This is a genomic window from Rhizobium zaerense, assembly GCF_051810725.1.
GTDB classification, from domain to species: Bacteria; Pseudomonadota; Alphaproteobacteria; order Rhizobiales; family Rhizobiaceae; genus Rhizobium; species Rhizobium leguminosarum_I.
On sequence record NZ_CM132690.1, the window covers coordinates 4,600,632 to 4,625,103 of the forward strand.

The following is a 24,472-nucleotide window of genomic DNA, read 5'->3' on the forward strand; positions in this document are numbered from 1 at the left end:
TCTGCTATTTCATCCAGGCTCTGGCCATGGAAGTCTTCAACGACGTCACGACGTCGATCTCCGCGGCAAGTCGCTGTTCCGTCCATCAGAGCCCCGCTGCGGCAATCCCGCAGACCTCGCCCAAGCCTTCCATCCTCAGCGTTCCCTCAATCGCACGCGTGCTGCGCCTGAGCACGATGTCGGACAGGTGGACGACGAGTTCCTGCGTGACGGCCACACCGATCTCGCCACCTCATTGCCGCGGTGACTCGTGAGTGCCATCATGAATGCCATGTGTGTACGCAGTGTCGCTTGCATCCGGGTGGGCGAATGAGGTTAGTGCCGCGGCAGTGGTCGCTATCTCAAAAAACAAGATAAAGTACATGCCAACATCGATGGCACGCAGCGGTAATTGACACCAATCGAATTCATGCGTCTCCAGCTAATCCTGAACTGATGCCGGATTATGTAAGGACATGACCATCAGTTCCCACTGCAATCAACAATCATCGTCAGAGCGGTCGCCGTCACGCGTCTCTCATGGCTCGCCATGTGTCAGGGCCGACAATGGCCCCTCGATGCAGAGCGCAGGTGAAGGGTAAGCATGCACCGGGGGCATTCTTGCTACGGCAACGGACAGGAACGCAATGCCGGGGCCGTTTTTCCCGGCGAGAATTCATCGGTTCTTGGGACGAGGACACGCGATGAACCTGCTCGATACCCTTATACCGGCTGTTCAGAAATCCCGAGCACGCTCTACCGCGGCGATACCGTAAGGCGTGGCAATCGTCGGAAATGCCAGCCGTGCAAGGGCCAGTTTCAGATCTGGCGGTTGGCCTGACTCAGTCGGTCGGTCCAGCAGGCCAGCAGACTGCTGCAAGACGCTGCCACGAGAAACAATCTGACGCCTCAGGCATCGCCAGTGCGGGCAAGGTGGGGCAAAAGTGCCCTTCAGCGAACGTGTCTATAAAGTCCGCTTTGGGTCGAAAGCGGAAATAATTGCCGCAATAGCCTTCCTGTTGACTGAGGCCCAAAGCCAGGGCACAAAGGTGACATCCACGGTCGCTCGCGGCGGGAAAACAGAGGGTATTTCGATAAGCCATTGACATGATGTGAGAATACAGGTTCCCCAGCCAAATTTTAAGCGTTGATTTTTCCAGTGAAACGCTTTTGCTTTTATCTGCCCTCCCCGTCCCTTCCTCCAATGCCTGCTTCCTTTTCTGCCCTGATCATTTAAATCGACGGGCGCAAGATGTCAGCGGAGCTGACATCTTGGCTCGGGCGAGCATTTACGCATTACACGCGCTTATTTCGATTTCTATTGATTTCGGCTTCGGCCTGACGTCTTGTCGCTTCTGGAACGGCCCGTAGACAAAATTGGTCAGCGACTGGGAAAACAAATGCAGACTAATGAGGGTTCCGGAATGCTGATTTACAACAGCACTGATAATAAAGATTGAAATCGGCCGCGCCCGCAGATCTTTTATCAGGCTATACTGTTCTCCCTCCAGGATCTCTGTGTTAGGCAGCCCAAAAGCGCCAATGTTGGGCGCGACAACGTTACGCTCTGGATATCGAAGGCAGGCGCTAGCATTGAAGGTTCACAGACCAGAGATCGATGGCTTAAGGGCCATCTCGGTGATCGCGGTTATTCTGTATCACGCCGAGTTCACGGTTGCCGGCCACACGTTGCTGCAGGGCGGATACATCGGCGTCGATGTGTTTTTTGTGATCAGTGGCTTTCTGATCTCCCAAATTCTGCTGACAGAAATCGAAGCAACGGGGCGTATTGATTTCCTCAAATTCTATGCTCGGCGTGCGCGAAGAATTCTGCCGGCGTTGTTTGCAGTCGTTTTCGCGACAATGCCCTTTGCATATTACCTTTTATTACCATCGGAACTTCTGGATTTCGCGAATTCCATAGGTTCGTCGCTCCTATTCGGATCGAATATCTATTTCTATTTTACTGCGGCCCAGTACGGGGAGCCCAACACCCTTCTCAAGCCTTTTCTTCACACCTGGTCGTTGAGCGTCGAAGAGCAATTTTATATCGGGTTTCCCCTCTTATTGCTGATCGTGCGCCGATACCTGAAATCAAGGTTTTTGCCATGCGTGTTGCTTGTGGCATCCCTCAGCTTTGTGTTGTGTGTCGTGACGGTACGGTATGATCAGCAACAAGCCTTTTACTCGCCACTCACCCGCGCTTGGGAACTGCTGGCCGGAACGCTTCTCGCCTATCACGAGGTGGGGCGTGGACGAACTCGCCCTCGGCCGTTACTCGCGGCGGCCGGGCTTATCCTCGTTCTTGGTTCGCTCATCTTGTTTAGAAAGGACACGATTCATCCTGGCTTGGTAACTGTGATCCCGGTCATTGGGACCTGTCTGGTGCTCGCATTCACCAGTCAGCAGGACGCGGTCGGGCGCCTGTTGGCTTCTCGACCTGCGGCGCTCACCGGATTAGTATCCTACTCTTTATATTTGTGGCATTATCCGGTCTTCGCCTTCGCGCGGCTGACAAGCTTGAATTTCAACAATGGCGATAAGCTCCTCGCCATCGCAGCGACGGTCTTGGTCGCGGTGGTCAGCTTTGTCGTTATCGAAAAGCCCCTTCGCCGCACCAGGAGAAGCCGCGCTCTCTGGATCTACCTAAGCTCATCAGTTGTAACCATCACGGCTGCTGTTGTGTCAGCAGTCTCTATGGCCGGTTTTCCTCACAGGTTGGATCAAGTTTATCCATCTCTCGCGCAGACGAACGAAGCACGACTCGAAAGCACTTTTCTAAGCTTGAACAACAACATTCAAGCCGGGAAGCCCGTTATCTTCATAATTGGTGACTCGTACGCCAGAAACTGGTCAGTCGCGCTGAAAAGTTACATCGATGCGGACCGATATCAAGTCGTGGCAATCAGCTACTTAAACTGCATGGTGGAGATCAAGAACGATATTGTTAAGGCCCCCTCTCGCGCCAGCATTTACGACAAATACTGCATTCCCTTTGAAAAATATATCAACGACAAGTCATTGCTCAGCCGAACGAAAGCGATATTCCTGACGAGTCATCGGCCTTTTGAGTACACTGTCAACCCGTTTAGGTTTGAGCTTCTTTCCTGGATGAAAAGCCACTCGGATAACGCGCGAATTTACGTCTTCGGAGATTATTTCCAGCTAGACGACTTGCACTCGTGCCTGGGGCTAATGCTTCAGACAAAATCTGATGCCTCTACGTGCCTGCGATTGGCGACCTATCCACCAGCCAACCAGACCATAGCGCAACTGCCATTTTTCCCTTCTGATCTTGCATTCAACTACGTCGATATCATCAAGCTTCACTGCGACTACGACAAGGAGAAATGCCTCACCAGCAGCGGGGGTGTTCCGTTTATGACAGACTGGACCCATCTGACGGCAGAATTTCTGACGACCTTGATTGGTGACATTTTGGAAAAGAGAAGCGCCGACCTACGGGGCGGCGGTCTCCTCAATTTCCTGGTACTGCCGCACGCCAGGCAATCCGAACGAACTGCAAGTTCTCAGCCGAACGCTGGTCGAACGTCTTCCACCTCTCCATCAGATTAAGCGGCCAGACGCCGGGAAGACGGTGAACTACCCCATCGACTCGGTGAGTTGGTTCTCATCGCGCATGAACTGGAAGCAGACAATGAGCGCCTTCCACTTCCCGTCCTCATACCAGACGTCGCTGAGCTCGATCGAGCCGGCGTGCATTTGGGTCACGTTCGATCAGACAGCGGTCGCATAGTTGCCCTGCAGCGCATCCCTGAGCGTCAGCGTGGTAGCCCGGGATTGCGTCAATGACGTTCATCTGCCAGCCTTGACGGCACGCCCGTGTAATAGAGGACGATGGGAGCGCCAACCTCTTGCTGCTATTCAAACAGGATGAGGCTTGCCGGAGTTGGCGGCAAGGGTTTGACGATGACGCCGGCAAGACCGGCCAGTCCTGCCATCTCAGTCAGTTCACTTTGCGTATAAGCCTGGCCCGCCGGCGTGCTGGCGAGCATCTCCCAAGAGAAGGCCGCAGGAAAAGGCGGCGACACGCCATCTTCGTTCGGTACGAAATCTACCGCGACGATCCGACCACCCTCTGCAAGGCTCGCGACGATCTTTCGTAACAGTTGGGCACAGGTCGGCAGATCGAAATGGTGCAGAAAATTCGGGAGCAGGACAAGATCATAACCCGTGCTCCATTCCACATCAAAGGCACTGCCGGCAATTGTCTGGTACCGGTCAGACACGCCGGCATTTTCCGCATTCTGCCTCGACAGCTCCAACACGGCGGCCCAGTCGACCGCGACGATCTCCGCCGATGGAAGGGCCTTCGCAATTTCGATCCCGAAAAAGCCTGGACCTGCAGCAATGTCCAAAACTTTCTTGGGATGCCTAGTCCAGCCGGAGATTTCGTCAGCGAGTATTTTGGCGCTGAGCCCCGTGAAGGAGCCCATGCCGCGCGCAAACTTCAACCAGACGGGATTGTCCGCCGAAAGGTTTGCAAGTCCGGCCGAACCGCCGTTTCGCACGATGGCGGCCGGATCGCACAGAAAATTGTCGAGTATTTCGGGTGCAGCGACGAACTCGACGGCAGAGCCCATATAGGCTGGCGAATTGCGATCGAGGAACATTCTGGTCGAGGGCGTCATTCGGTACTGGCCGCTCTCCTTTGTCAGGAATCCGTGGACCACGAGATAGTCGCAGAGGATGCGCACCCCACGCTCCGAGGCGCTTGTCGCCGACGCCAGCAATGCGGCCGTTTTGCCCTCGCCGATATGAGTAAAGAGATCAAGCTCAATGGCCGCCCTGATCGCTGCCGTCTTCCGGCATGCAAACAGTGCATCGACCACGAGTTCGGGCGACACGACGCCAGCATGGGCGTCCTCGACGATTGTTTCCATGGGATCCCCCAGAGGCCCGCGACCGGTCTTGTCTGGCAGCGCCAGTCGCAGAATATGCGCATATTCGCATATTCCACAATACTTACCGCGCTAGCCCTATCGGGCTCTCCCGCCTCAATGGCGGAACTGTCCTGCCGACCGCCGCGACGTACTCGAGTTGCTCTTCCGTCGGCAAACTGCAGATCGAACCGCCCTCTCGGCCTGATCCCGACGGGTGGTGGAGCTTCAGGCTACAAGGCCATTCCGGACCTGCTGGCCATTCTGGCGGGCAAGCCCAGATCGCTTCTGTTCAGCCGGCTCAAGCAGTTTCGGCGCATCGCCACCCGTTACGACAAAACGGAAAGGTCATTCGCTGCATTCCTCGCTCCGGCTGCCGTGCGGGTCTGCTGCCATCATTCACGGGATAGCCTAGAAAGGGAATGCCGGTCATCACCGACCTGGTATCAGACCGCTGGATCAGATCTGTTTTCGAACTCAAGGAACCAAGCGTAAGTAGCGCGGATGCCATCCTCAAGCGAAATGCGCGGTTTCCAGCCCATGTCCTGCAGCTTCTGATTGCTCATCAATTTTCGCGGCGTGCCATCAGGCTTGGAAAGATCATGAATGATCTCACCTTCGTAACCGACAACGCGGCATACCAAACGCGTCAATTCGATAATTTCGAGATCTGTGCCCGAGCCGACATTGACGTGCTGCGAGCCCGAATAGGTTTTGAGGAGAAACACCAACGCGTCGGCGCAGTCGTCGACGTGAAGGAATTCTCGGCGCGGGGTTCCTGTGCCCCAGACCACCATATGCGGGTCATTGCGAAGTTTCGCGGCATGCGCCTTGCGGATAAGCGCAGGCAGCACGTGACTGGAATTCAGGTCGAAATTATCGCCTGGGCCATATAGATTGGTGGGCATGGCGGAAATGTAATCGTGGCCGTATTGCTTACGGTATGCTTCCGCGAGCTTGATACCGGTGATCTTGGCAATCGCGTACCATTCGTTGGTCGGCTCAAGCGGACCGGTCAACAGAGCCTCTTCGGGAATCGGCTGCGGAGCGAGCTTGGGATAAATGCAGCTTGAACCCAGGAACAGCAGCCGGTCCACTCCCGCCCGGTGGGCGGCTTCGAAGATGTTCGCTTCGATAATCAGATTGTCATAGATAAATTCTGCGGGATAGCTGTCGTTCGCGAGGATACCGCCAACCTTGGCCGCGGCGAGAATGATCGCGTCAGGTCGGGTTGCTTCAGCAAATTTCTCGACCTCCTCCTGCCGCGTCAAATCGACCTCCCGGCGCGTGGCCGTGATGACGTTGCAATCTTCGGATTGAAGCCGACGCACAAGAGCACTGCCGACCATACCGCGATGGCCGGCAACCCAGATTTTCTTGTTGGACAGGTCGTACACTCAGATCTCTTTCCGGCTGTTTTGAGCCTTCCAGTGCTTGACATCCTCCCGTACCATTTCAGCGGCGAGCTCGCGAACCGGCGTCTTGTGCTGCCAGCCGAGTTTCTGACGTGCCTTGGTCGGGTCGCCAAGCAGAAGATCGACTTCTGTCGGGCGGAAATATCGAGGATCGATTTCTACAAGGCACGCACCGGACGCGGCGTCATAGCCCTTTTCATCGACGCCGGACCCCTTCCATTCCAAAGCAATGCCTACGTCGGCAAAAGCCCACTCCACAAACTGGCGGACACTCGTCGTCTCACCGGTCGCCAAGACGTAGTCATCCGGCTTGTCCTGCTGCAGCATGCGCCACATGCCCTCGACATATTCACGCGCGTGGCCCCAGTCACGCTTGGCGTCAAGATTGCCGAGGAAAAGCTTATCCTGTCGCCCCAGATGGATGGCAGCCACCGCCATCGTGATCTTGCGCGTGACGAAGGTTTCGCCGCGAAGCGGGCTTTCGTGATTGAAAAGAATGCCGTTCGACGCATGCATGCCGTAGGCCTCGCGATAATTCACGACGATCCAGTAGGCATAGAGCTTGGCTGCGGCGTAGGGAGAACGCGGGTAAAAGGGCGTCTTCTCGTTCTGCGGCACTTCCTGCACAAGACCGTAGAGTTCCGAGGTCGACGCCTGGTAGAATCGGGTCTTTTTCTCGAGCCCTAGGATACGGATCGCTTCGAGCAACCTCAACGTCCCGACGCCATCGGCATCCGCCGTATATTCAGGCGTTTCGAAGCTGACGCCCACATGGCTTTGTGCGGCAAGATTGTAGATTTCATCGGGCTGCGTCTGCTGCACGATCCGCAGCAGGTTGGTCGAGTCGATCATATCGCCATAGTGGAGGATGAAACGAGGATGTGTCTCATGCGGATCCTGATAGATATGTTCGATGCGGCCGGTATTAAAAGACGACGACCGCCGCTTGATACCGTGCACCGTATAGCCCTTGCTCAGAAGCAATTCGGCCAAGTAGGCACCATCCTGACCGGTCACCCCTGTAATAAGCGCGGTTTTCGTCATTTTTTCACATCGTCTTTCGATACAATCTTCGGGTCGTGTTTATGGAAACGGCCGAACGAGTGCAACCCCCATGTAACTGCGGCCAGGCTGGCGAAATGAGTATCGTCAATCTCCGCGGTTGACGTGAGATTGGCACACATCGGGCAAGAGGTCACCTTGCCCTTCAGTTTGCTTTCCCGCTCCAGATTTTGATGGCCATTCAAGCACCATAGAAGAAATTGTCGATCACCGTCTCGAGTTTGCAACGACACCCTCCACACAGGTCCAACTTTGCTTGTGACCGGGCCGTTGTGGGTGTTGTCGTGATCGCAGGATATGCTAAGGCGAATACCAGGAATTAATTAGGTGCAACTGAATGGATGACGCGGATGGCCCCTCGCGCCAATTGGTGAGAGCGCCGTTTTGCGGATCTCCCTGACGATCAATTCGTGACAGCATCCGCTGGCTGTGACCCTCTTACAATGGGGACGAGAAATTGAGGAGCGAGATCCGCAGTGTCAGATTATCTGTGAAAAACGACGCGGTTCTCCGGCCTGATCGAAATGTGAAGTAGCCGTCTGCTGGCGCAGACGCCGAGGTTAGTCAAAGCATGAAAATTGGCATCTTGTTAGAAAACCCGATTCAGGTCGGTGGCGGATTCAATCAAGCAATCAATGCGATAGTACAACTCCAGCGTATCATCGGAAAACAGCATGAGGTCGTGGCTTTCACGACGATCAAAGCCAATCTGCAGCATCTCAAGCGGCTTGAAGTTCCCGCAGAATACCTGCCTGCCGCCGGAAGGCTATCTCGAATTGCACTCGCCGTGTTGCGCCGCCTGAGCCGCAAGGAAATTGGCAAAGCGTGGATGGCAAGCAAAATCGAAAATGCGCTGCTGAAAGCAGGCATGGATCTAGCGTATTTCGTTACCCATTCCTCAACTCCGACCTATTTCCGCAAGCTCAACTACATCACGACCGTCCTTGATCTCTGTCATCGGGACGATCTCGAATTTCCAGAAGTGAGCTCCGATGGCAGATTCGAAGAACGAGAGCGGCACTTTTCCACATGCCTGCCACGTGCCGTCGCCGTCATGGTGGCATCACATCAGCTACTGAAGAGAATCGTCGTTCGCTACGGAATTGACGAAGAGCGCATGATTGCGATGCCGTTCGAGCCCTCTCCGTTCTTAAGTGAAGCGCATTCGATCGATCGGACAGCCGTGCTCGGCAATTACGGGCTGAGGGATGGCTATTATTTCTATCCCGCGCAATTCTGGCCTCATAAGAACCATATACGCATTCTTGAAGCGGTCTCGTTGTTAAAGAAAAAGACGGCCGTTAATTCCGACATACGCGTGGTCTTTTCGGGTGCGGACAGCGGTAATTTGGCCCGGATCAAGCAGCAAGCGCAGCGGTTAGGCGTCTCTGACAATGTGACGTTTCTCGGCTTTGTGCCGGTTGATCACATGCGCGCGCTTTACGAAGGCGCTCTGGCCGTCGTGATGTCGACTTATTTTGGCCCGACCAATCTACCGCCGTTGGAAGCCTGGGCAGTCGGCCGCCCGTTGATCTATTCGGCGCATCTCAATGAACAGGTCGGCGATGCGGCGTTGTTTGCCGACGCTAATGACGCAGAGCAGTGGGCCGAAGCAATGTTGCGCATTCGGGATCCTGCGGTGGCAGTTGATCTGATCGAAAAAGGGCGTAAGCAGCTAAAGGCGATCGACACGGAGCGGCTCGAAGCCGAGACCCTATTCGTGCATAGGCTCGAGCAGTTTGCGCAACGCAGGAAATGCTGGGAATAATCATGGAATGCGCACCAGTCATACTTTTTGTCTTCAATCGTCCCATGCATATGGCACGAACCGTCGCTGCATTGCAGGCAAACGAATTGGCGGAACAGACGCCGCTGTTCATTTTTTGCGACGGTCAGCGCAATGAAAAAGAAGCGGAACGCGTGCGCCAGGTCCGTGAACAGGCAAAGGCGGTAACGGGTTTCAAGTCGGTCACCGTCGTCGAACGTGAAAGAAATTATGGCCTTGCAGGTTCTATCATCGATGGCGTGGGCCGCCTGTGCGAACAATATGGCCGCGTCATCGTCGTCGAGGATGATCTGATAACTTCGCCTGACTTCTTGCGCTATATGAACCAGGGGCTGGATCTTTATGCAGATGAGGAGCGCGTCGCCAGCATTCACGGTTACGCCTATCCAGTCCCCAATGACGATGCTCCCGAGAGCTATTTCCTACGTGGGGCGGACTGTTGGGGATGGGCCACGTGGGCCCGGGCATGGAAACATTTCGAACCCAATGGGGCTAAGCTTCTGATGGGCCTGAAAGAGAAAGGCCTTGCCAAAGCTTTCGACTACGGTGGGAACGCCTTTTTCATCGCGATGCTGCGCAATCAAGTCAAAGGCAAGAATCAATCTTGGGCGATCAGGTGGCATGCCAGCGCTTATCTGGACAATATGCTGACCCTCTATCCTCGCCAGAGCCTTGTGGAGAACTCAGGGTTTGACGACAGCGGAGTCCACTGCAGCGATGTCGATTATTACGCGGGCAACCTCGGGCATGCGCCGGGGAAATTGCAAAAGATCGATGTTGAAGTTAACGAACAAATGCGACTGCGCGTGTTGGGCTTTTTCGCAAAGATGCGCCGCCGGCGGATGAATGATTTTTACAAGCTCGTATTCTCGGCCGGGGTCAAGCGCATACGCAAAGTAGTCGGTTTGGCGACATCCTGACGCATCGGTCGATTTGGGAAAGAGAAACATGATAGAAAAGATCACGAACGGTGGCGAACTGCAGGCCATGATATTGCGGTCGAACTACACGTTCGATGGCATCCAATTCTTCACGCCGGACGAATTTTCGCAGCAACTCGCCTATATGAAGCGACCGACGGGCTATGTCATCCAACCCCATGTTCACAACGCCGTCGCGCGCGAGGTTCTCTACACGAAGGAAGTCCTGCTTATAAAGTCGGGCGTAGTCCGCGTGGACTTCTATTCCGACGCGCAGGAATATTACGAAAGCGCCATACTGCGCGCAGGCGACGTCATACTGCTCGCCTTCGGCGGACATGGTTTTGAAATTATCGAAGAAGCTGAAATCATCGAAGTCAAGCAGGGGCCTTACGCCGGGGAATCCGACAAGACGCGATTTGTACCGTCAGTGCGCGAACTGAAGATAAAGGGTGCCGAATGATTCCGGTTAATGAGCCGCTGCTGAACGGTAACGAAAGTAAGTATCTGCTGGAATGCATCGAGACCGGTTGGATTTCCTCCGAGGGCCCCTTCATCACACGCTTTGAGCGTGAGTTTGCCGCGACTGTCGGCCGCAAGCACGCAATCGCCGTTGCGAATGGTTCGATGGCTCTCGACGCTGGCATGATGGCGCTTGGCCTGGAGGAAGGCACTGAGGTCATCATGCCGTCCTTCACGATCATTTCCTGTGCCGCAGCCATCGTGAGAGCCGGTTGTGTGCCGGTTGCGGTGGACTCGGATCCCCTCACCTGGAATATCGATCCGACGAAGATCGAAGCAGCTATCACTCCGAAGACGCGCGCCATCATGGTGGTACATATCTACGGCCTGCCCTGCGATATGACCGCGATCAACGAGATCGCCCGCCGCCACGACCTCAAGATCATCGAAGACGCTGCAGAAATGCATGGACAGACATATAACGGCCAGCCTTGCGGCAGTTTCGGCGATGTCAGCATTTTCAGCTTCTATCCCAATAAGCACATTACCACAGGCGAAGGTGGCATGATCGTCACCGATTCCGACGCCCTTGCCGACAGATCTCGGAGCCTGCGAAATCTCTGCTTCCTGCCTGCCCGCCGCTTCGTTCACGAGGAACTGGGCTGGAATATGCGTATGACGAATATGCAGGCGGCTCTGGGTTGCGCGCAGCTTGAGCGCCTTGCGGAATTCGTCGAGCGCAAACGTGCGATGGGCAAACTGTATACCGATCTGCTTCAGGACCTGCCCGGCATTCAACTGCCGTTGCCCGAAACAAGCTATGCCCGGAATATCTATTGGGTCTATGGCATCGTTCTGAAGGACGAGATCGATTTCGACGCAGCCGAAGCGATGAAACGATTGGCGGCTAAAGGCGTAGGCAGCCGTCCGTTTTTCTGGCCGATGCACGAGCAGCCCGTTCTGCAGAAGATGGGATTCTTCAAGGATGCAGGTCTTCCCATCGCCGCAAAGCTTGCGCGCCGCGGCTTCTATATTCCAAGCGGCATGGCGTTGAGGGAAGATCAAATTCGCGAAGTCGCGGGTATCGTGGCGGAGGTCATCCGTTGACGACCAGTTTCGGATTGTACTCCCAGTATTACGACCTTCTCTATAAGGACAAAGATTACGAGGGCGAAACAGCTTATGTGAAAGCTCTGCTGGGGCGTTATGCCACCGGCCCGATCTCGCAGATTCTGGAGCTAGGCTCCGGCACCGGCATTCACGCCGAGAAGATCGCAGAAGACGGATATGGGGTGCTGGGGGTAGAGCTGTCGGAAACCATGCTTGCGGCGGCCATGCCGAAGGCGGCACAGTCGGGCGGCAAACTTGATTTCACGCTGGGCGATGCACGCACATTCCGGACGGATCGGCGATTCCAGGCGGTCATCTCCCTTTTTCATGTTCTGAGCTATCAGACGTCCGATGCCGATCTCGAAGCGATGATGGAGACTGTCTCCCACCATCTCGAAGATGGCGGAATTTTCATATTCGACTTCTGGTACGGACCAGCAGTCCTTTGGCAGCGGCCGAGTACCCGCGTCAAGCGCTTGGAAAACGACGAGATTTCCGTCGTTCGCGTCGCAGAGTCGGTGGTGCATGACGCCGAGAATATCGTGGATGTCAATTACACGATCTTCGCGACGGAGAAGCTGAGCGCCAAGACCGAAATGGTTTGCGAAACCCACCGCATGCGCTACCTCTTCCTGAACGAGATAGATCGTCTCCTGACGAATGCTGGGATGAGCCGTGTGATTGCCGAAGAGTGGATGTCCAGTTCGACACCGGGGACCGAAACCTGGGGCGTCTGTGTCGTAGCGCGCAAGAACGCGGGCTGACTGTTGGCGATACATTTGGACAGCCGAATTACCTTGCGTCGGAAGAGGATTGGCTTCTATCTGGGAGTAAGCCGCCATGCCGGTGGTATGTTCCAGTACGCGCAAAGCCTCGTGCAGGCCCTGTCTTCAATCGACGGCACGGACGTGGAAGTCATCGTTGCCTATGGTGACGAAGCCTGGCGCTCTGAACTTGATGCCAGCCCGCTGAAGGCCGTCCCGCTGCAGCACTGGGAGCGGGGTGAGACACTTGCCAAGCTGTTCATGGTTCTGCCCGGGTCCGTAGCGCGCGTCGTCGCGAGATGGGTGAACCCAATCGTGCGTGAATTGGCATCTCTCCAATGTGATCTGTGGATTTTTCCGGCTCAAGACGTCCTGACCTGGCAGATCAAGGAGCCCTCGATCGCAACCGTTCACGATTTGATGCACAGATATGAACCCAGCTTTCCAGAAGCCGGAAGCTGGTTGCGATTTCAACTGAGAGAAAGCCGGTTCCGTCACCTTGCGAACCAGAGTGCTGCCGTGCTCGTCGATTCCGAAACCGGGCGGCGGCATGTCATGGAAAGCTACGGCACGCCAGAAGATCACATATGTCCACTGCCTTATATCGCTCCGAACTATCTGACAGATTCGGTTGAGACGTCCGCCTTCGCCGAACACTACCGACTTCCGGAAAAATTCTATTTTTATCCGGCGCAATTCTGGCCCCACAAGAACCATGTGCGGCTCATACAAGCGCTGGCAGCCGCGCGCAGGACTCATCCGGACATGGAACTGGTCTTGGCGGGCAACACAAAGCGCGAATATGCGGCCGTCAAAGCCATGGCGAGCGAGCTTGGCCTCTCCCAAGCGGTTCATTTCGTCGGTTATGTGCCGGATTCGGATCTGGCTGGGTTTTATCGTCGTGCCCAAGGGTTGGTCATGCCGACTTTTTTCGGCCCGACAAACATTCCGCCGCTTGAAGCGATGGTGTGCGGTTGCCCCGTTTTGATATCGGACAAGTATGGTATGCGTGAACAGTGCGGCGACGCGGCTCTCTATTTCTCGCCGCAATCCGTCGAGGAAATTCAAGGGGCAATGAACCGCCTGTGGGAAGATGAAGACCTACGTTCCTCTTTGATCAAAAAGGGGCTTGAAAGAGCTTCCTTGTGGAAGCAAGAAGATTTCGACCACCGTCTGAGAGAAATTTTGGGGCGTGTCCTCGATCGAGTCGCGTGATACATGGCGTCGGTCCATGCGGTCCCCTGAGGCCCTAGAAAATATGGCACGAGCAACGGCTAACGGAGAGTTTGAGCGCATTAATATGACAGGTCACGTGACAAAACAGGAAAGGGAAAGCGGCACCGAACCCTGGGATATAGTCATCAAGCCGTCCGGCACCATCAGCGTCGGGCTGATGACTGCGTGGAAATATCGTGAACTTATCTGGATGTTCTTCAAAAGAGATTTCACGACATTCTACAAGCAAACCGTGCTTGGACCGGTTTGGTATCTCATACAACCGATACTGACGACGATCACCTATTACGTCGTCTTCGGAAAGATTGCCAATCTCTCCACCGATGGAATTTCCCCGCTTGTCTTTTATATGTCCGGCACCATTATCTGGAATTATTTCTCAGCTTGCCTCACCAATAACTCAGAAACATTTTCGAAAAACTCGAACTTGTTTGGAAAAGTGTATTTCCCCCGGCTAGTCGTACCACTCGCAGTCGCGATGAGCGGCCTGGTCGCATTTGCCATCCAATTCACGCTTCTGCTTACGATCTCTTTTGTTCTCTGGCTTAGCCAGGATGCTATAGTGATCAGCTTGCGTTTCGTTTTCGCGACACCATTGATTTTGCTATATGTTGCAACGCTTGGTGTGGGAATGGGACTCTTGGTTTCCGCGCTGACAGTTCGATATCGTGACCTGGTTTATGCCGTCGGTTTCGTTACGCAGCTTTGGATGTATGCGACACCCGTCGTTTATGCTTTCAGCCAGGTTCCCGAACGATATCAATGGTTTTACTACCTCAATCCGATGACGACTCCGGTTCAGGTATTCCGTTGGGCACTTTTCGACGCGTCGCCGCTTCCTCTGAGCATTTGCCTGGCGAATGTCGCGGCCACTCTGATTATTATAATTGGCGGCTTGATACTTTTTGCGCGGGCTGAGGCAACCGCTATGGATACCGTTTGATGAATGATATCGTTATACACGCCGAGAATGTCAGCAAACACTATCGCTTGGGTATCATCAATCACGGCACCTTGTACCGTGACCTCCAAAGCTGGTGGGCGCGGTTGCGCAATCTGCCGGACCCCAATGCCTCCGTGTCGGATTACGCTTCCGACAGACAGAACAAGGCTCGACTTAAGAACGATATTTTTCACGCCCTGGATGATGTCTCCTTCGAGATTTCCCGCGGCGATATCGTTGGCGTCATCGGTCGCAATGGGGCAGGCAAGTCGACCCTTCTGAAGCTGATGTCTCGCATAACGCGTCCAACCTCGGGCTATATTGGCATTCGAGGCAGGATTGCGAGCCTCTTGGAAGTCGGAACCGGCTTCCACCCCGAACTCACGGGCCGCGAAAACGTTTACTTAAACGGTGCCATTCTTGGAATGACACACTCCGAAGTTCGCACGAAGTTCGATGAAATTGTCGAGTTCGCAGAAATCGGCGAATTCATCGACACCCCAGTCAAACGTTACTCTTCAGGCATGTATGTTCGACTTGCCTTTTCCGTTGCGGCACATCTGGAACCCGAAATACTTCTTGTCGATGAGGTTCTGGCAGTTGGCGACGTCAACTTCCAGAACAAATGTATGGGCCGAATGCGGGAGGTGACCAAGGCGGGCCGAACAATCATGTTCGTCAGCCATAATATGACGGCTGTAAGCAGTCTTTGCCCTCGATCCATTCTGTTGTCCGACGGTCGCGTTGCTGCGGTGGGCAGTACGTCCGATGTCATTCGCGCCTATCTCGACCGGCCTGAACTGAGCGGGAAGATAGATTTTGAAATCGACCCACAGGATGTCGACGGCAAGGCGGTGATCTCTCGCCTTTCCATCCGAAACGAAGACGGCGAGCTAGCACAAACCGTTGAACTCACGAAGAATTTTATCGTCGAGATGGAGTATGAACTGCGCGAGCCACTGACAGGGCTTTCCGTCGGGCTGCAGATCATGATGGAGGATGGTTATTCCCCGATCATCAGCCTGTCCGATCCGGAACTCGACGTAAGCCGCCTCGACACCCGGCCTCCAGGTTATTATCGGGCGCGAGTAATCATTCCGGCTGGCTTGTTGAACACCGGAACCTTTTATCTCCGCGCCGGCATTTCCAGCCGTTTTTCGATCTATTCGGTGGTTGAGGGTATTCGGTTCGAAGTCGAAGACAATGTCGGGATCATCCAGATGCTGGGCCAGCAACGAAAACCATCAATTTCGGCAATCCAGCTCCCCTGGGATGTGAAGATGCTCTACCGCCGCGATTCTGAGGGCTTATTGAAATGAAGAAAGTACTTGTGACCGGCGCGGACGGCTTCATCGGCTCCCATCTCGTTGAAACCCTGACAAGGGCAGGCGTCGAAGTCCGCGCCCTTTGCCAGTACAACTCGTTTTCCAGCTGGGGCTGGCTGGACCAGTCTGAATATCGCGGCGAGTTCGAGGTCATTCTTGGCGACGTTCGCGACCCGGCGCAAATGCGTGCCATCGCAAAAGGCGTTGACACGATATTTCATCTGGCCGCTCTCATCGCTATTCCCTATTCCTATCAGGCGCCGTCCAGCTATGTGGACACCAACATTAATGGCACGTTGAATGTACTTCAGGGCGCTCTCGATGCCAGCGTTGGCCGCGTCATTCAGACCTCGACCAGCGAGGTCTACGGAACCGCTCGCTTTGTCCCAATCAGCGAAAGTCATCCGCTGCAGGCACAGTCGCCCTATTCGGCGTCAAAAATCGGTGCTGACGCGATGGCATACAGTTATCATTCGAGTTTTGAGCTACCGGTGACGATCGCACGGCCCTTCAACACTTTCGGCCCGCGACAATCTGCAAGGGCGGTTATTCCGACTGTGATTTCACAGCTTCTGAGTGGACGAACGACGCTGAAGCTTGGTGCGCTCTCGCCCACCAGGGATTTCAATTTCGTCCAGGATACATGCGACGGCTTTCTGGCGCTCGCGGCCTGCGACGAAGCCATCGGACAGACGGTCAATATCGGCTCGGGCAGCGAGATATCGATCGGCGATACCGTTCGCCTGATCGCCGACATCATCGGCGTCAGCGTGGAGATCGAATGCGACGAACAGCGTTTGCGTCCGGCAAATAGCGAAGTGGAGCGTCTGTGCTGCGACAACAGCCTGATCAAGTCTCTGACAGGATTTTCGCCGCGTTACAGCTTGGAAGATGGTCTGAAAGCGACGATCGACTGGCTGCGTCAGCCGCAGAATCTGGCGAGATACAAGGCGGATATCTTCAATGTCTAGGCGCGCAGTCATTCTGGCGGGCGGGATGGGAACGCGGTTGCGGCCCTATACCGTCGTGCTTCCGAAGCCTCTGATGCCGATCGGCGACTATCCTATTCTTGAGGTGATCATTCGTCAGCTGATATCAGGCGGATTTCAGCATATAACACTTGCCGTCAACCACCAGGCCGAGTTGATCAAGGCTTTCTTCCAGGATGGCGACAAGTGGGGTATCCGCATCGACTATTCGCTCGAGGACGAGCCTCTCGGCACCATGGGGCCGCTGCGGCTGATAAAGGATCTGCCGGAGAATTTCCTGGTGATGAACGGCGACATTCTGACGGATCTCAACTATGCCGATTTTCATGATGCGCACGTCCGCGACGGGAATATATTCACGATCTCATCCAAGACGCGCCAGCATCGCATAGACTATGGCGTTCTGGACACCGGCGAGGCCGGGCTGCTGACCGGTTTTCGAGAGAAACCGACGGCCGAATACAAAGTCAGCATGGGCGTCTACATGGTGTCTTCGAGGGCCGTCGAGCACATACCACAAGGTGGCGCCTATGGCTTTGATCAGTTGATGCTTGAACTTCTTGCGGCCGGCAAGCCGGCCACGGTTCGAGATTTTGGCGGCTATTGGCTCGATATCGGACGGCCTGACGATTATGCCTTGGCGATCGAGCAGTTCGAATCCATGCGCTCCAGGTTCCTGAATGGTTGATGCCATCGTCACCGGTGCTGGCGGTTTTCTCGGGAGTCGTCTGGTCAGACGGCTTGAGCAGGCTGGTTTTGACGTGCTTGCGCTTGACCGAACGCATGGTGATATAAGCGAAGAAAAGGTTTGGCAGGAGCTTCCCCCGGCGCGCACGCTGTTTCACCTTGCCGGCAGGACATTCGTTCCAGATAGCTGGAGCCAAGGACCGAGTTTCACGGCCGCCAACGTCCTCGGAACGCACCATGCTTTGAACTGGTGCAAGCGGCACAAGGCCAAACTCGTGTTCGCAAGCGCCTATGTTTACGGAGTGCCTGACCGGCTGCCGATCCGTGAAAGCGATCTGGTCAGGCCGAACAACCCTTATGCTCTTTCCAAACATCTTGCCGAACAGCTTTGTGAGTTCGCCGCCACGCACGAGCAGATACCGGTGGTGGTATTGCGTCTTTTCAATATATACGGCGCAGGGCAGCGCCCCGAATTTCTGATACCGACGCTTCTGAACCAGATACGAACCAAGCAGGAAATACAGGTCCTGGATCTCAGTCCCCGGCGTGACTATATCTTTGTTGAAGATGTCCTGAGCGCCTTTACCAAGGCCATGGACGTCGCGGAAGGCTACCATTGTATCAATATCGGCTCCGGAATGTCGTATTCGGTGCAGGAAATAATCGACATCTTGCAAGAAGCTGCCGGCACTGCTCTACCTGTGGTGTCATCTTGCACAGTTCGGCGGAATGAAATACCTGACGTGCGGGCCGATATCACGCGGGCTCGCACGGTTCTCGGATGGCGGCCGGAATGGGATCTGCCGGCCGGGATGCGCGCGATGATGAAGGAGTCGTAAATTGAACGAACGTTACGTTCCGATCAACAAGGGCAACTACTCGATGGACACGGACGAGCGCGAAGCCGCGTTCGACAAATTCCGGGGCGAAGGGTGGGAAGCAGAATACGCGGATTACCGTCGCAAATGGTCGGAATATGCCCTGAACCAGCAGGTTTCGGACTATCCGCTGCTGGTCGATCTCGAGCTGGCGTCGATCTGCAATCTGCGCTGCCCGATGTGCTATACGATCAGCGACGAGTTCAAGAAAAGTGTGAACACGACGAGGATGGACTGGGATCTCTACTGCCGTATCATCGATGAGATCGGCGGCAAGGTTCCTGCGATCCGTCTGTCGCTGCGGGGCGAGGCCACATTGCACAAGCGCTTCGCCGACTGTGTGCGCTATGCCAAGGACCGTGGGATCAAGGAAGTCTCGACCCTCACGCACGGCTTCAAGCTCAACAGAGACTATTTCGCTCAGCTCGTCGATGCCGGCATCGACTGGATCACCGTTTCGATCGACGGCACCGGTGAGACCTACGAAAAGATCCGCAAGCCGATCAAGTTCGAGGCGCTACTCGACAAGATCAAGGACATCAAGAAGTACAAAGACGAGCGCGGGCTCCACCGTCCGGTCATTAAGGTGCAGGGCATCTGGCCAGCAATCAGGGAAAATCCGGATCTCTATTATGAAACCTTTGCGCCTCACGTGGATCTTGTCGCCTTCAATCCGCTGATCGACTACCTCGGAAACGATTCTGACGTTCAATATCTGGATAATTTCACCTGCCCACAGCAATACCAGCGCCTCGTTATCGGGGCCGACGGGCTTGTGATGAAGTGCTCGAACGACGAGGAGAATCGCGAAGTCATTGGTGACGCGACGACGGAGACGGTCCACCAGATTTGGCACGGCGAAAAAATGAATGCAGTCCGCGCCTTGCACAAAGAACCGCAGGGCTTCTTGAAAAGCGAAGTATGCCGGCGATGCTACCTGCCTCGCCTGACGGATGACGAGCCGACCGAAATCTGCGGCCGGAAAGTGGTTGTCCGAAATTACGTGGATCGGGCTCAGGAAATCGGAAAATAGAGAAGCAGCCGGGAGTTGTATACCGGTCGTGTGCGGGATGACATCGCACAGAGCTGAACTGAGCTGTGTTACCGCTATTGGAACGCCGGCTGTATAGTGAATTGCGGGAGTAGCAGATGTTCCGGAACTACCGACCTGACCGGTGTTATATTATCGCCGAAATCGGCGGGAATTTTACGACTTTTGACCAGGCAAGACGGCTGATCGACGAGGCAAAGTCGTCCGGCGTAGACGCTGTCAAGCTCCAGACTTATCGGGCAGAGACCCTGTCGAGCCGCAACGCCATGTTCGATATGGAAAACACCGGCGTTACCTCGCAATTCGAGCTTTTCCGCAAATATGAAATCGGTCACGAGCTTCACGAAGCGGTTTTCCGCTATGCCGAGGAGCACGGGCTGGACTGGTTTTCGTCGCCCTCACACGAAACGGATGTCGATCTGCTGGAGAAGTGCGGGGTTGGTGCCCACAAGGTGGGTTCGGACGATGCAGTCAACATTCCCTTTCTTCGCTATCTGGCAAAAACGGGCAAGCCGATAATCCTGTCGACGGGGATGTCGACGCTCGAAGAGGTTCGGGAATCCGTTGCCGCAATCAAGGAGGCGGGTAATCAGAAGCTCATCCTGTTGCACGCCATCACAAGCTATCCGACGCATCCGGAAAATGTGAACCTGCGTGCAATGCAAACGATGATGGAGGCGTTTCCGGATCTCGACGTTGGCTATTCCGACCATACATTGAACCCTGTCGCGAGCCTTTGTGCGGTCGCGATGGGCGCCCGCGTCATCGAGCGGCATTTCACCTACGACAAGGCCGCCGACGGTCCCGACCACATGCTCTCGGCCGATCCGGCAGAAATGAAATGGCTTGTGGATGCGATACGTGCGTTCGAGGTCATGAAAGGCAGTGGTCGCAAGGAACCGGCAGCCAGTGAAGCAACGACCAGATTGAACAACCGCAAAAGCATTGTCGTCAATCGACCGCTCAATGCCGGCCATGTCATCTCTGCCGGCGATATATCGGTGAAGCGACCTGGGACAGGGATTGAACCTAAGCATCTCGACACTCTTGCGGGGCGACGGCTTATGAAGGATCTCGATGCTGACGCCGTTCTCCAGTGGAGCGATCTGGCGTGACGCTTGGAATCATTATCCAGGCGCGGATGGGATCCACCCGCTTGCCGGGAAAGGTGCTTCGCGACATTTCCGGCAAGCCGCTTCTCGCACATGTCCTGGGTAGACTTCGGATGTTGAAGCGGCCTGCTAGGGTTGTCGTCGCAACATCTTCGGCCAGCGAGAACGATATGATCGAAGCCTGGTGCCTTGAGCATGGTGTAAGCTGCTTTCGCGGCGACGAAGCCGATGTTCTCGATCGTTATTTTCAATGCGCAAAATCGCTTGGAATGTCCGACATTGTCCGATTGACCGCGGATAATCCTTTCACTGACATCGAGGAGCTCGAAAGGCTGATCGATCTGCACCAAGGACAGGGATTCGACTACACGCATGCGTTCGGCCAGTTGCCTATAGGCGTCGGCGCCGAAATATTTACCTTCGAAGCGCTCGCACGCAGTCATCGCGAGGGAAAGCTGCCGCACCATCGCGAGCACGTGAATGAATACTTCACCGACCGGCCGGAGTTGTTCAAGATTGGCCAGCTCGATGTGCCTCCAGCCAAAATATCCCCAAATCTGCGCCTGACGGTAGATACTGAGGAAGACTGGAGACGTGCTTGTGCTCTGGCAACGCGGGGGGGTGGGAACTGGGTTGGGACAGAGGAAGCGATCAGACTATGTTCGTTTTCTGCATAGAAAGTTCACATGCACGCGGCATGGGGCATCTGTTTCGGTCGTTGACGCTCGCCACCGAACTGCGTTCACGCGGTCATCCGGTCCTATTTTTAGCGAACGATCATCCGAATTCGTTGAGGGTCATCCGAGAGCGCGGCTTTGATGTGGCGCTTTATGATCTCGCCTCCGTGACCGGATGGGAGAATGGCTTTATTGAACCCGATGCATCATCTTCAGTCTGGATTAATGACCGCCTGAACACGCAGCGATGCCACAGCGAGGCGATTAAGCGTTTGGGCGCAAAGCTCGTTACCTTTGATGATCGTGGTGATGGCGCGGAGCTTGCCGACATGAATATCTGCGCTCTCCTGTTCGAAGAGACTGAGGGTCTCAAGGGCAAGGATGTTCGGCTGGGGGTGGAGTATATGATACTCAATCCTGAAATCGCTAGTTATCGCAGACGTCGGCAAAGCCTTGCATCGATCCTTGTCACGCTCGGCGGCGCCGATACCTACGGAGTGACCGTCCGCGTTGCCAAATGGCTGAGCAGCCAGTCTTTTCCCGTCACCATCGTTACAGGCCCGAGCTTCCAACACATGAGGGAGCTTGAAGAGGTCGTCGCGACCGCTGCACCGGGTCGGTTCAAACTGCTCAACCAGGTGCCATCGCTTGCGGCAGAGATGCATGGGCACGATCTGGCGATTACCGGCGGCGGTGTTACCCCATTCGAAGCCTGTGCGGCGGGCCTGCCGTGTGTGGTGATCGCCAACGAGCCTTTTGAAATCCCGGTCGGGCGTGCGCTCGAAGATCTGGGAGTGGCGTTCTTTGCCGGGCATCACTCGGCGTTCGATCTCGGCATCCTGGAAACGCCGATCCCCATCCGGAGCATGAGCGAGACTGCTATGACCAAGGTCGACCTTGGCGGGGTCGGCCGCGTTGCCGACTTGCTGGAAAGATTGGCTGCATGACCATTACAGCGGTTATCCATCAACCGGACTTCGCTTCATATCTCGGCTTTTTCCAGCGTTTTCTGAACGCCGACCTCTATATCGTTCTGGATCACGTTCAGTTTGTCCATGGCACGAGCAAAAGCTGGACGCATCGGGATAAGATAAAGACGGCGCAGGGCGATCGGTGGCTCACCGTTGGCATCAGAAAGCCAAGTCTCGGCACTGCGATCAACGCCGTGGAACTGGCGCCCGGCACGGGCTGGATAGACCAAAACCTTTCCCTGCTACGCGAAAATTATCGCAAGTCTGCCGGTTGGAGCGAGGTCTTTCCCCGTATCGAGGCCCTCTACGGCAAGCAGTTCGAGCTGTTGGCCGATTTTAACATGCATTTCCTCGAAGGCATTCTTGAGATGCTTGAGATCACCATGCCGACGGTGCGGGCGAGCACGTTAAGCCCTGAGGGGCATAAAAATGAGTTGCTTGTCGAACTGCTGCGGAAAGTCGGAGCAACGCGTTACCTCTCAGGTCTGGGCGCGCGCGACTACATGCGGCCTGAGGTGTTCGAGGCAGCCGGGATCGAGATCGAATGGCAGCATTTCGTCCATCCCGTCTATCCGCAGCCCTTCGGCGAGTTCATGCCCTATCTCAGCATTCTCGACACACTGCTGAATTGTGGTATTGCAGGCACGCGTGACCTGCTCTGGAGTTGCAAATGAATATTCTCGCGATCGGTGCCCATTTTGACGACGTGGAACTGGGCTGTGGCGGTGCACTGGCACGTCATGCTGTAAACGGCGACACGGTGTATGTCTATGTCGCGACCGTATCCGGCTTTTCAAACCAGTATGATCAGTCCGTGCGCAGCAGCCAGGTCGCCAGAGCGGAAGCGGATGCCGCGATGGAAATTCTCGGCGTCCAGAAAATGTTCTGCGGCGAGTTCAAAACGCTCCAGATCGAATTCGTCGACCCGCTGAATATCGAGATCCTCAAGCTCGTCCAGGATCTGAAGATCGATATGGTTTACACCCACTGGGTCGGAGACATCCACCATGACCATCTGGCCTTGTCGCGGGCGTCACTGCACAGCTGCCGCCATGTGCCCCGCCTCCTGATGTACCGCAGCAACTGGTATCATTCGACCGTCGATTTCAGGGGGAATTTCTACGTCGACATCACCTCCCATTGGGACCAGAAGGAGAAGGCGATCCTTGCCCATGAATCCGAGATGGAGCGCACGGGGCGGAAATGGGTGAGCTTCTTCCGCAACGAAGCCGAGAATGCCGGCCAGCGCATCGGTGTAAAATACGCGGAGGTTTTTGAGGTGGTAAAGTGGCTGCAGCTTTGAGGAAGATTTTGACCTTTGGCTCCATGCTGCTCCCCTATGGTGTGCATGAGCTGAAGCGCAGGCTAAAAAATCGTCACAATCTCTCTGCTGATGTCGCGAGTTCGCTGGCAGAAAATAGACAGCTTGCTGGTCTGCACGCGGGGCAGCGCTGTTTTATTTTAGGCAATGGCCCGAGCGTCAAGGGCCTGGATCTGTCGCAACTTCAGGGCGAAACCGTTATAACCGTTTCCAATGGTTACCTGCACTCCGATTTCGACAAGTTCCAGTCTCGTTATCATTGTGTTCCGCAAATTACCTACGTATCGATGACATCGGAGGATGTGATCGACTGGTTTAAAGAGATGCATTCGCACTTGGGCGCCGCGGAACTGTTTCTCAGTTCCACTGAAGCGGAGCTGGTTCGAAAACACAATCTGTTTTCAGGGCGAACGGTTCGGTATCTCGTGCTCGGTGAAAGCTTCGACGAAAGAACATCAGAGGAAATCGTCGATATCTCTCAACCGGTCCCTCGTGTCGAGTCGGTGCCGGTGATGGCCTTGATGATAGCGATGTATCTTGGTTTCAAAGAGATCATCCTGCTCGGCGTCGACCACGATCGTTTCCTGTCGTCAACCTATAGATACGCGTTCGACCTCAAGGTGCAAAAGGGAAAAGACTTCACCGTAAATGCGGACGGCACCTTGACGAGGACCCTTCACGATGAGTTCCAACAGCTGGCGCGACTGTGGCGGCAGTATCGAGCCATCTCAAATATTGCCAAATCGAATGGTATCCGCATCGTCAATTCCACACCCGGCGGAGCACTGGACGAATTTGAGAGGCGGCCTTTCCAGGCTTGGTTCGAAGAATGAAGCGCCTTCATCCTGCGTCAATACTGGTTGATAGAACAAACGCGCGGTTC

The 24,472-nt window shown here is 55.1% G+C and carries 24 protein-coding genes and 1 pseudogene; 20 read left to right on the forward strand and 5 right to left on the reverse strand.

Annotation, left to right across the window (positions count from 1 at the left end; genetic code table 11):
• Positions 1 to 85: 85 nt before the first annotated feature.
• Positions 86 to 217 (reverse strand): hypothetical protein, encoded by a 132-nt coding sequence (locus ACS4RR_RS22775; RefSeq protein WP_311202875.1) that lies wholly within the window; start codon positions 215 to 217, stop codon positions 86 to 88.
• A gap of 1,355 nt (positions 218 to 1,572) precedes the next feature.
• On the opposite strand from ACS4RR_RS22775, the gene ACS4RR_RS22780 reads away from it, so the two are divergent.
• Positions 1,573 to 3,555 (forward strand): acyltransferase family protein, encoded by a 1,983-nt coding sequence (locus ACS4RR_RS22780; RefSeq protein ID WP_260110140.1) that lies wholly within the window; start codon positions 1,573 to 1,575, stop codon positions 3,553 to 3,555.
• Between the two features lie 27 nt (positions 3,556 to 3,582).
• Here the strand turns inward: ACS4RR_RS22780 and ACS4RR_RS22785 are convergent, their stop codons facing one another.
• Both ACS4RR_RS22785 and ACS4RR_RS22790 read right to left on the reverse strand, forming a co-directional pair.
• The gene (locus ACS4RR_RS22785; protein ID WP_456189445.1) at positions 3,583 to 3,711 is read right to left on the reverse strand and encodes a hypothetical protein; all 129 of its coding nucleotides are present in this window, start codon (positions 3,709 to 3,711) and stop codon (positions 3,583 to 3,585) included.
• Positions 3,712 to 3,860: 149 nt separating this feature from the next.
• Entirely contained in the window at positions 3,861 to 4,883 is a 1,023-nt protein-coding gene (locus ACS4RR_RS22790; protein WP_260110139.1) for a class I SAM-dependent methyltransferase, read from the reverse strand.
• Positions 4,884 to 5,171: 288 nt separating this feature from the next.
• On the opposite strand from ACS4RR_RS22790, the pseudogene ACS4RR_RS22795 reads away from it, so the two are divergent.
• A pseudogene (locus ACS4RR_RS22795) lies at positions 5,172 to 5,258 on the forward strand (IS5 family transposase); the annotation flags it as partial.
• Between the two features lie 68 nt (positions 5,259 to 5,326).
• Here the strand turns inward: ACS4RR_RS22795 and fcl are convergent.
• Together fcl and gmd are read right to left on the reverse strand one after the other, a co-directional pair.
• Complete coding sequence (gene fcl / locus ACS4RR_RS22800; RefSeq protein WP_311202874.1) at positions 5,327 to 6,277, reverse strand: GDP-L-fucose synthase; 951 nt, start codon at positions 6,275 to 6,277, stop codon at positions 5,327 to 5,329.
• Positions 6,278 to 7,339 (reverse strand): GDP-mannose 4,6-dehydratase, encoded by a 1,062-nt coding sequence (gmd, locus tag ACS4RR_RS22805; protein ID WP_017967134.1) that lies wholly within the window; start codon positions 7,337 to 7,339, stop codon positions 6,278 to 6,280.
• 589 nt (positions 7,340 to 7,928) lie between these two features.
• Between gmd and ACS4RR_RS22810 the strand changes: the two genes are divergently transcribed.
• The 18 genes from ACS4RR_RS22810 to ACS4RR_RS22895 all read left to right on the forward strand — a co-directional run bounded on the left by ACS4RR_RS22810 (position 7,929) and on the right by ACS4RR_RS22895 (position 24,422).
• Positions 7,929 to 9,125 carry a glycosyltransferase family 4 protein gene (locus tag ACS4RR_RS22810; RefSeq protein ID WP_260110137.1) on the forward strand — a complete coding sequence of 399 codons (1,197 nt, stop codon included), beginning with the start codon at positions 7,929 to 7,931 and terminating at the stop codon, positions 9,123 to 9,125.
• A gap of 2 nt (positions 9,126 to 9,127) precedes the next feature.
• Positions 9,128 to 10,063: a glycosyltransferase family protein gene (locus tag ACS4RR_RS22815; protein WP_260110136.1), complete on the forward strand. Its 936-nt coding sequence runs from the start codon at positions 9,128 to 9,130 to the stop codon at positions 10,061 to 10,063.
• Positions 10,064 to 10,091: 28 nt separating this feature from the next.
• Positions 10,092 to 10,526, forward strand: coding sequence for a hypothetical protein (locus ACS4RR_RS22820; protein ID WP_017967130.1), 435 nt, complete (start codon positions 10,092 to 10,094; stop codon positions 10,524 to 10,526).
• The gene (locus tag ACS4RR_RS22825; protein ID WP_260057355.1) at positions 10,523 to 11,632 is read left to right on the forward strand and encodes a DegT/DnrJ/EryC1/StrS family aminotransferase; all 1,110 of its coding nucleotides are present in this window, start codon (positions 10,523 to 10,525) and stop codon (positions 11,630 to 11,632) included. The genes ACS4RR_RS22820 and ACS4RR_RS22825 overlap by 4 nt, the downstream gene beginning before the upstream one ends.
• On the forward strand, positions 11,629 to 12,399 hold the full coding sequence (locus ACS4RR_RS22830) for a class I SAM-dependent DNA methyltransferase (protein WP_260110134.1): 771 nt from the start codon (positions 11,629 to 11,631) through the stop codon (positions 12,397 to 12,399). Before ACS4RR_RS22825 ends, ACS4RR_RS22830 begins: the two co-directional genes overlap by 4 nt.
• 15 nt (positions 12,400 to 12,414) lie before the next feature.
• Positions 12,415 to 13,614 carry a glycosyltransferase family 4 protein gene (locus tag ACS4RR_RS22835; protein ID WP_260110133.1) on the forward strand — a complete coding sequence of 400 codons (1,200 nt, stop codon included), beginning with the start codon at positions 12,415 to 12,417 and terminating at the stop codon, positions 13,612 to 13,614.
• An 85-nt stretch (positions 13,615 to 13,699) separates the two neighbouring features.
• Entirely contained in the window at positions 13,700 to 14,578 is an 879-nt protein-coding gene (locus ACS4RR_RS22840) for an ABC transporter permease (protein ID WP_456190169.1), read from the forward strand.
• On the forward strand, positions 14,578 to 15,897 hold the full coding sequence (locus tag ACS4RR_RS22845) for an ABC transporter ATP-binding protein (RefSeq protein ID WP_456189446.1): 1,320 nt from the start codon (positions 14,578 to 14,580) through the stop codon (positions 15,895 to 15,897). The genes ACS4RR_RS22840 and ACS4RR_RS22845 overlap by 1 nt, the downstream gene beginning before the upstream one ends.
• A complete protein-coding gene (locus tag ACS4RR_RS22850; RefSeq protein WP_456189447.1) occupies positions 15,894 to 16,874 on the forward strand; it encodes an NAD-dependent 4,6-dehydratase LegB in 981 nt (326 codons plus the stop codon). Before ACS4RR_RS22845 ends, ACS4RR_RS22850 begins: the two co-directional genes overlap by 4 nt.
• On the forward strand, positions 16,867 to 17,580 hold the full coding sequence (locus tag ACS4RR_RS22855) for a nucleotidyltransferase family protein (protein ID WP_170256235.1): 714 nt from the start codon (positions 16,867 to 16,869) through the stop codon (positions 17,578 to 17,580). Before ACS4RR_RS22850 ends, ACS4RR_RS22855 begins: the two co-directional genes overlap by 8 nt.
• On the forward strand, positions 17,573 to 18,418 hold the full coding sequence (locus tag ACS4RR_RS22860; RefSeq protein ID WP_260057349.1) for an NAD-dependent epimerase/dehydratase family protein: 846 nt from the start codon (positions 17,573 to 17,575) through the stop codon (positions 18,416 to 18,418). Before ACS4RR_RS22855 ends, ACS4RR_RS22860 begins: the two co-directional genes overlap by 8 nt.
• A 1-nt stretch (position 18,419) precedes the next feature.
• Complete coding sequence (locus ACS4RR_RS22865) at positions 18,420 to 19,490, forward strand: radical SAM/SPASM domain-containing protein (RefSeq protein ID WP_170262851.1); 1,071 nt, start codon at positions 18,420 to 18,422, stop codon at positions 19,488 to 19,490.
• A gap of 116 nt (positions 19,491 to 19,606) precedes the next feature.
• Positions 19,607 to 20,623 carry an N-acetylneuraminate synthase family protein gene (locus tag ACS4RR_RS22870; RefSeq protein ID WP_456189448.1) on the forward strand — a complete coding sequence of 339 codons (1,017 nt, stop codon included), beginning with the start codon at positions 19,607 to 19,609 and terminating at the stop codon, positions 20,621 to 20,623.
• On the forward strand, positions 20,620 to 21,297 hold the full coding sequence (locus ACS4RR_RS22875) for a cytidylyltransferase domain-containing protein (protein ID WP_456189449.1): 678 nt from the start codon (positions 20,620 to 20,622) through the stop codon (positions 21,295 to 21,297). The genes ACS4RR_RS22870 and ACS4RR_RS22875 overlap by 4 nt, the downstream gene beginning before the upstream one ends.
• Positions 21,279 to 22,244: a PseG/SpsG family protein gene (locus ACS4RR_RS22880; protein WP_456189450.1), complete on the forward strand. Its 966-nt coding sequence runs from the start codon at positions 21,279 to 21,281 to the stop codon at positions 22,242 to 22,244. Before ACS4RR_RS22875 ends, ACS4RR_RS22880 begins: the two co-directional genes overlap by 19 nt.
• A complete protein-coding gene (locus tag ACS4RR_RS22885; RefSeq protein ID WP_456189451.1) occupies positions 22,241 to 22,942 on the forward strand; it encodes a WbqC family protein in 702 nt (233 codons plus the stop codon). Before ACS4RR_RS22880 ends, ACS4RR_RS22885 begins: the two co-directional genes overlap by 4 nt.
• Positions 22,939 to 23,571: a PIG-L deacetylase family protein gene (locus ACS4RR_RS22890; protein WP_170263165.1), complete on the forward strand. Its 633-nt coding sequence runs from the start codon at positions 22,939 to 22,941 to the stop codon at positions 23,569 to 23,571. The genes ACS4RR_RS22885 and ACS4RR_RS22890 overlap by 4 nt, the downstream gene beginning before the upstream one ends.
• Positions 23,556 to 24,422: a motility associated factor glycosyltransferase family protein gene (locus ACS4RR_RS22895; RefSeq protein WP_260057346.1), complete on the forward strand. Its 867-nt coding sequence runs from the start codon at positions 23,556 to 23,558 to the stop codon at positions 24,420 to 24,422. Before ACS4RR_RS22890 ends, ACS4RR_RS22895 begins: the two co-directional genes overlap by 16 nt.
• Positions 24,423 to 24,472 lie beyond the last annotated feature (50 nt).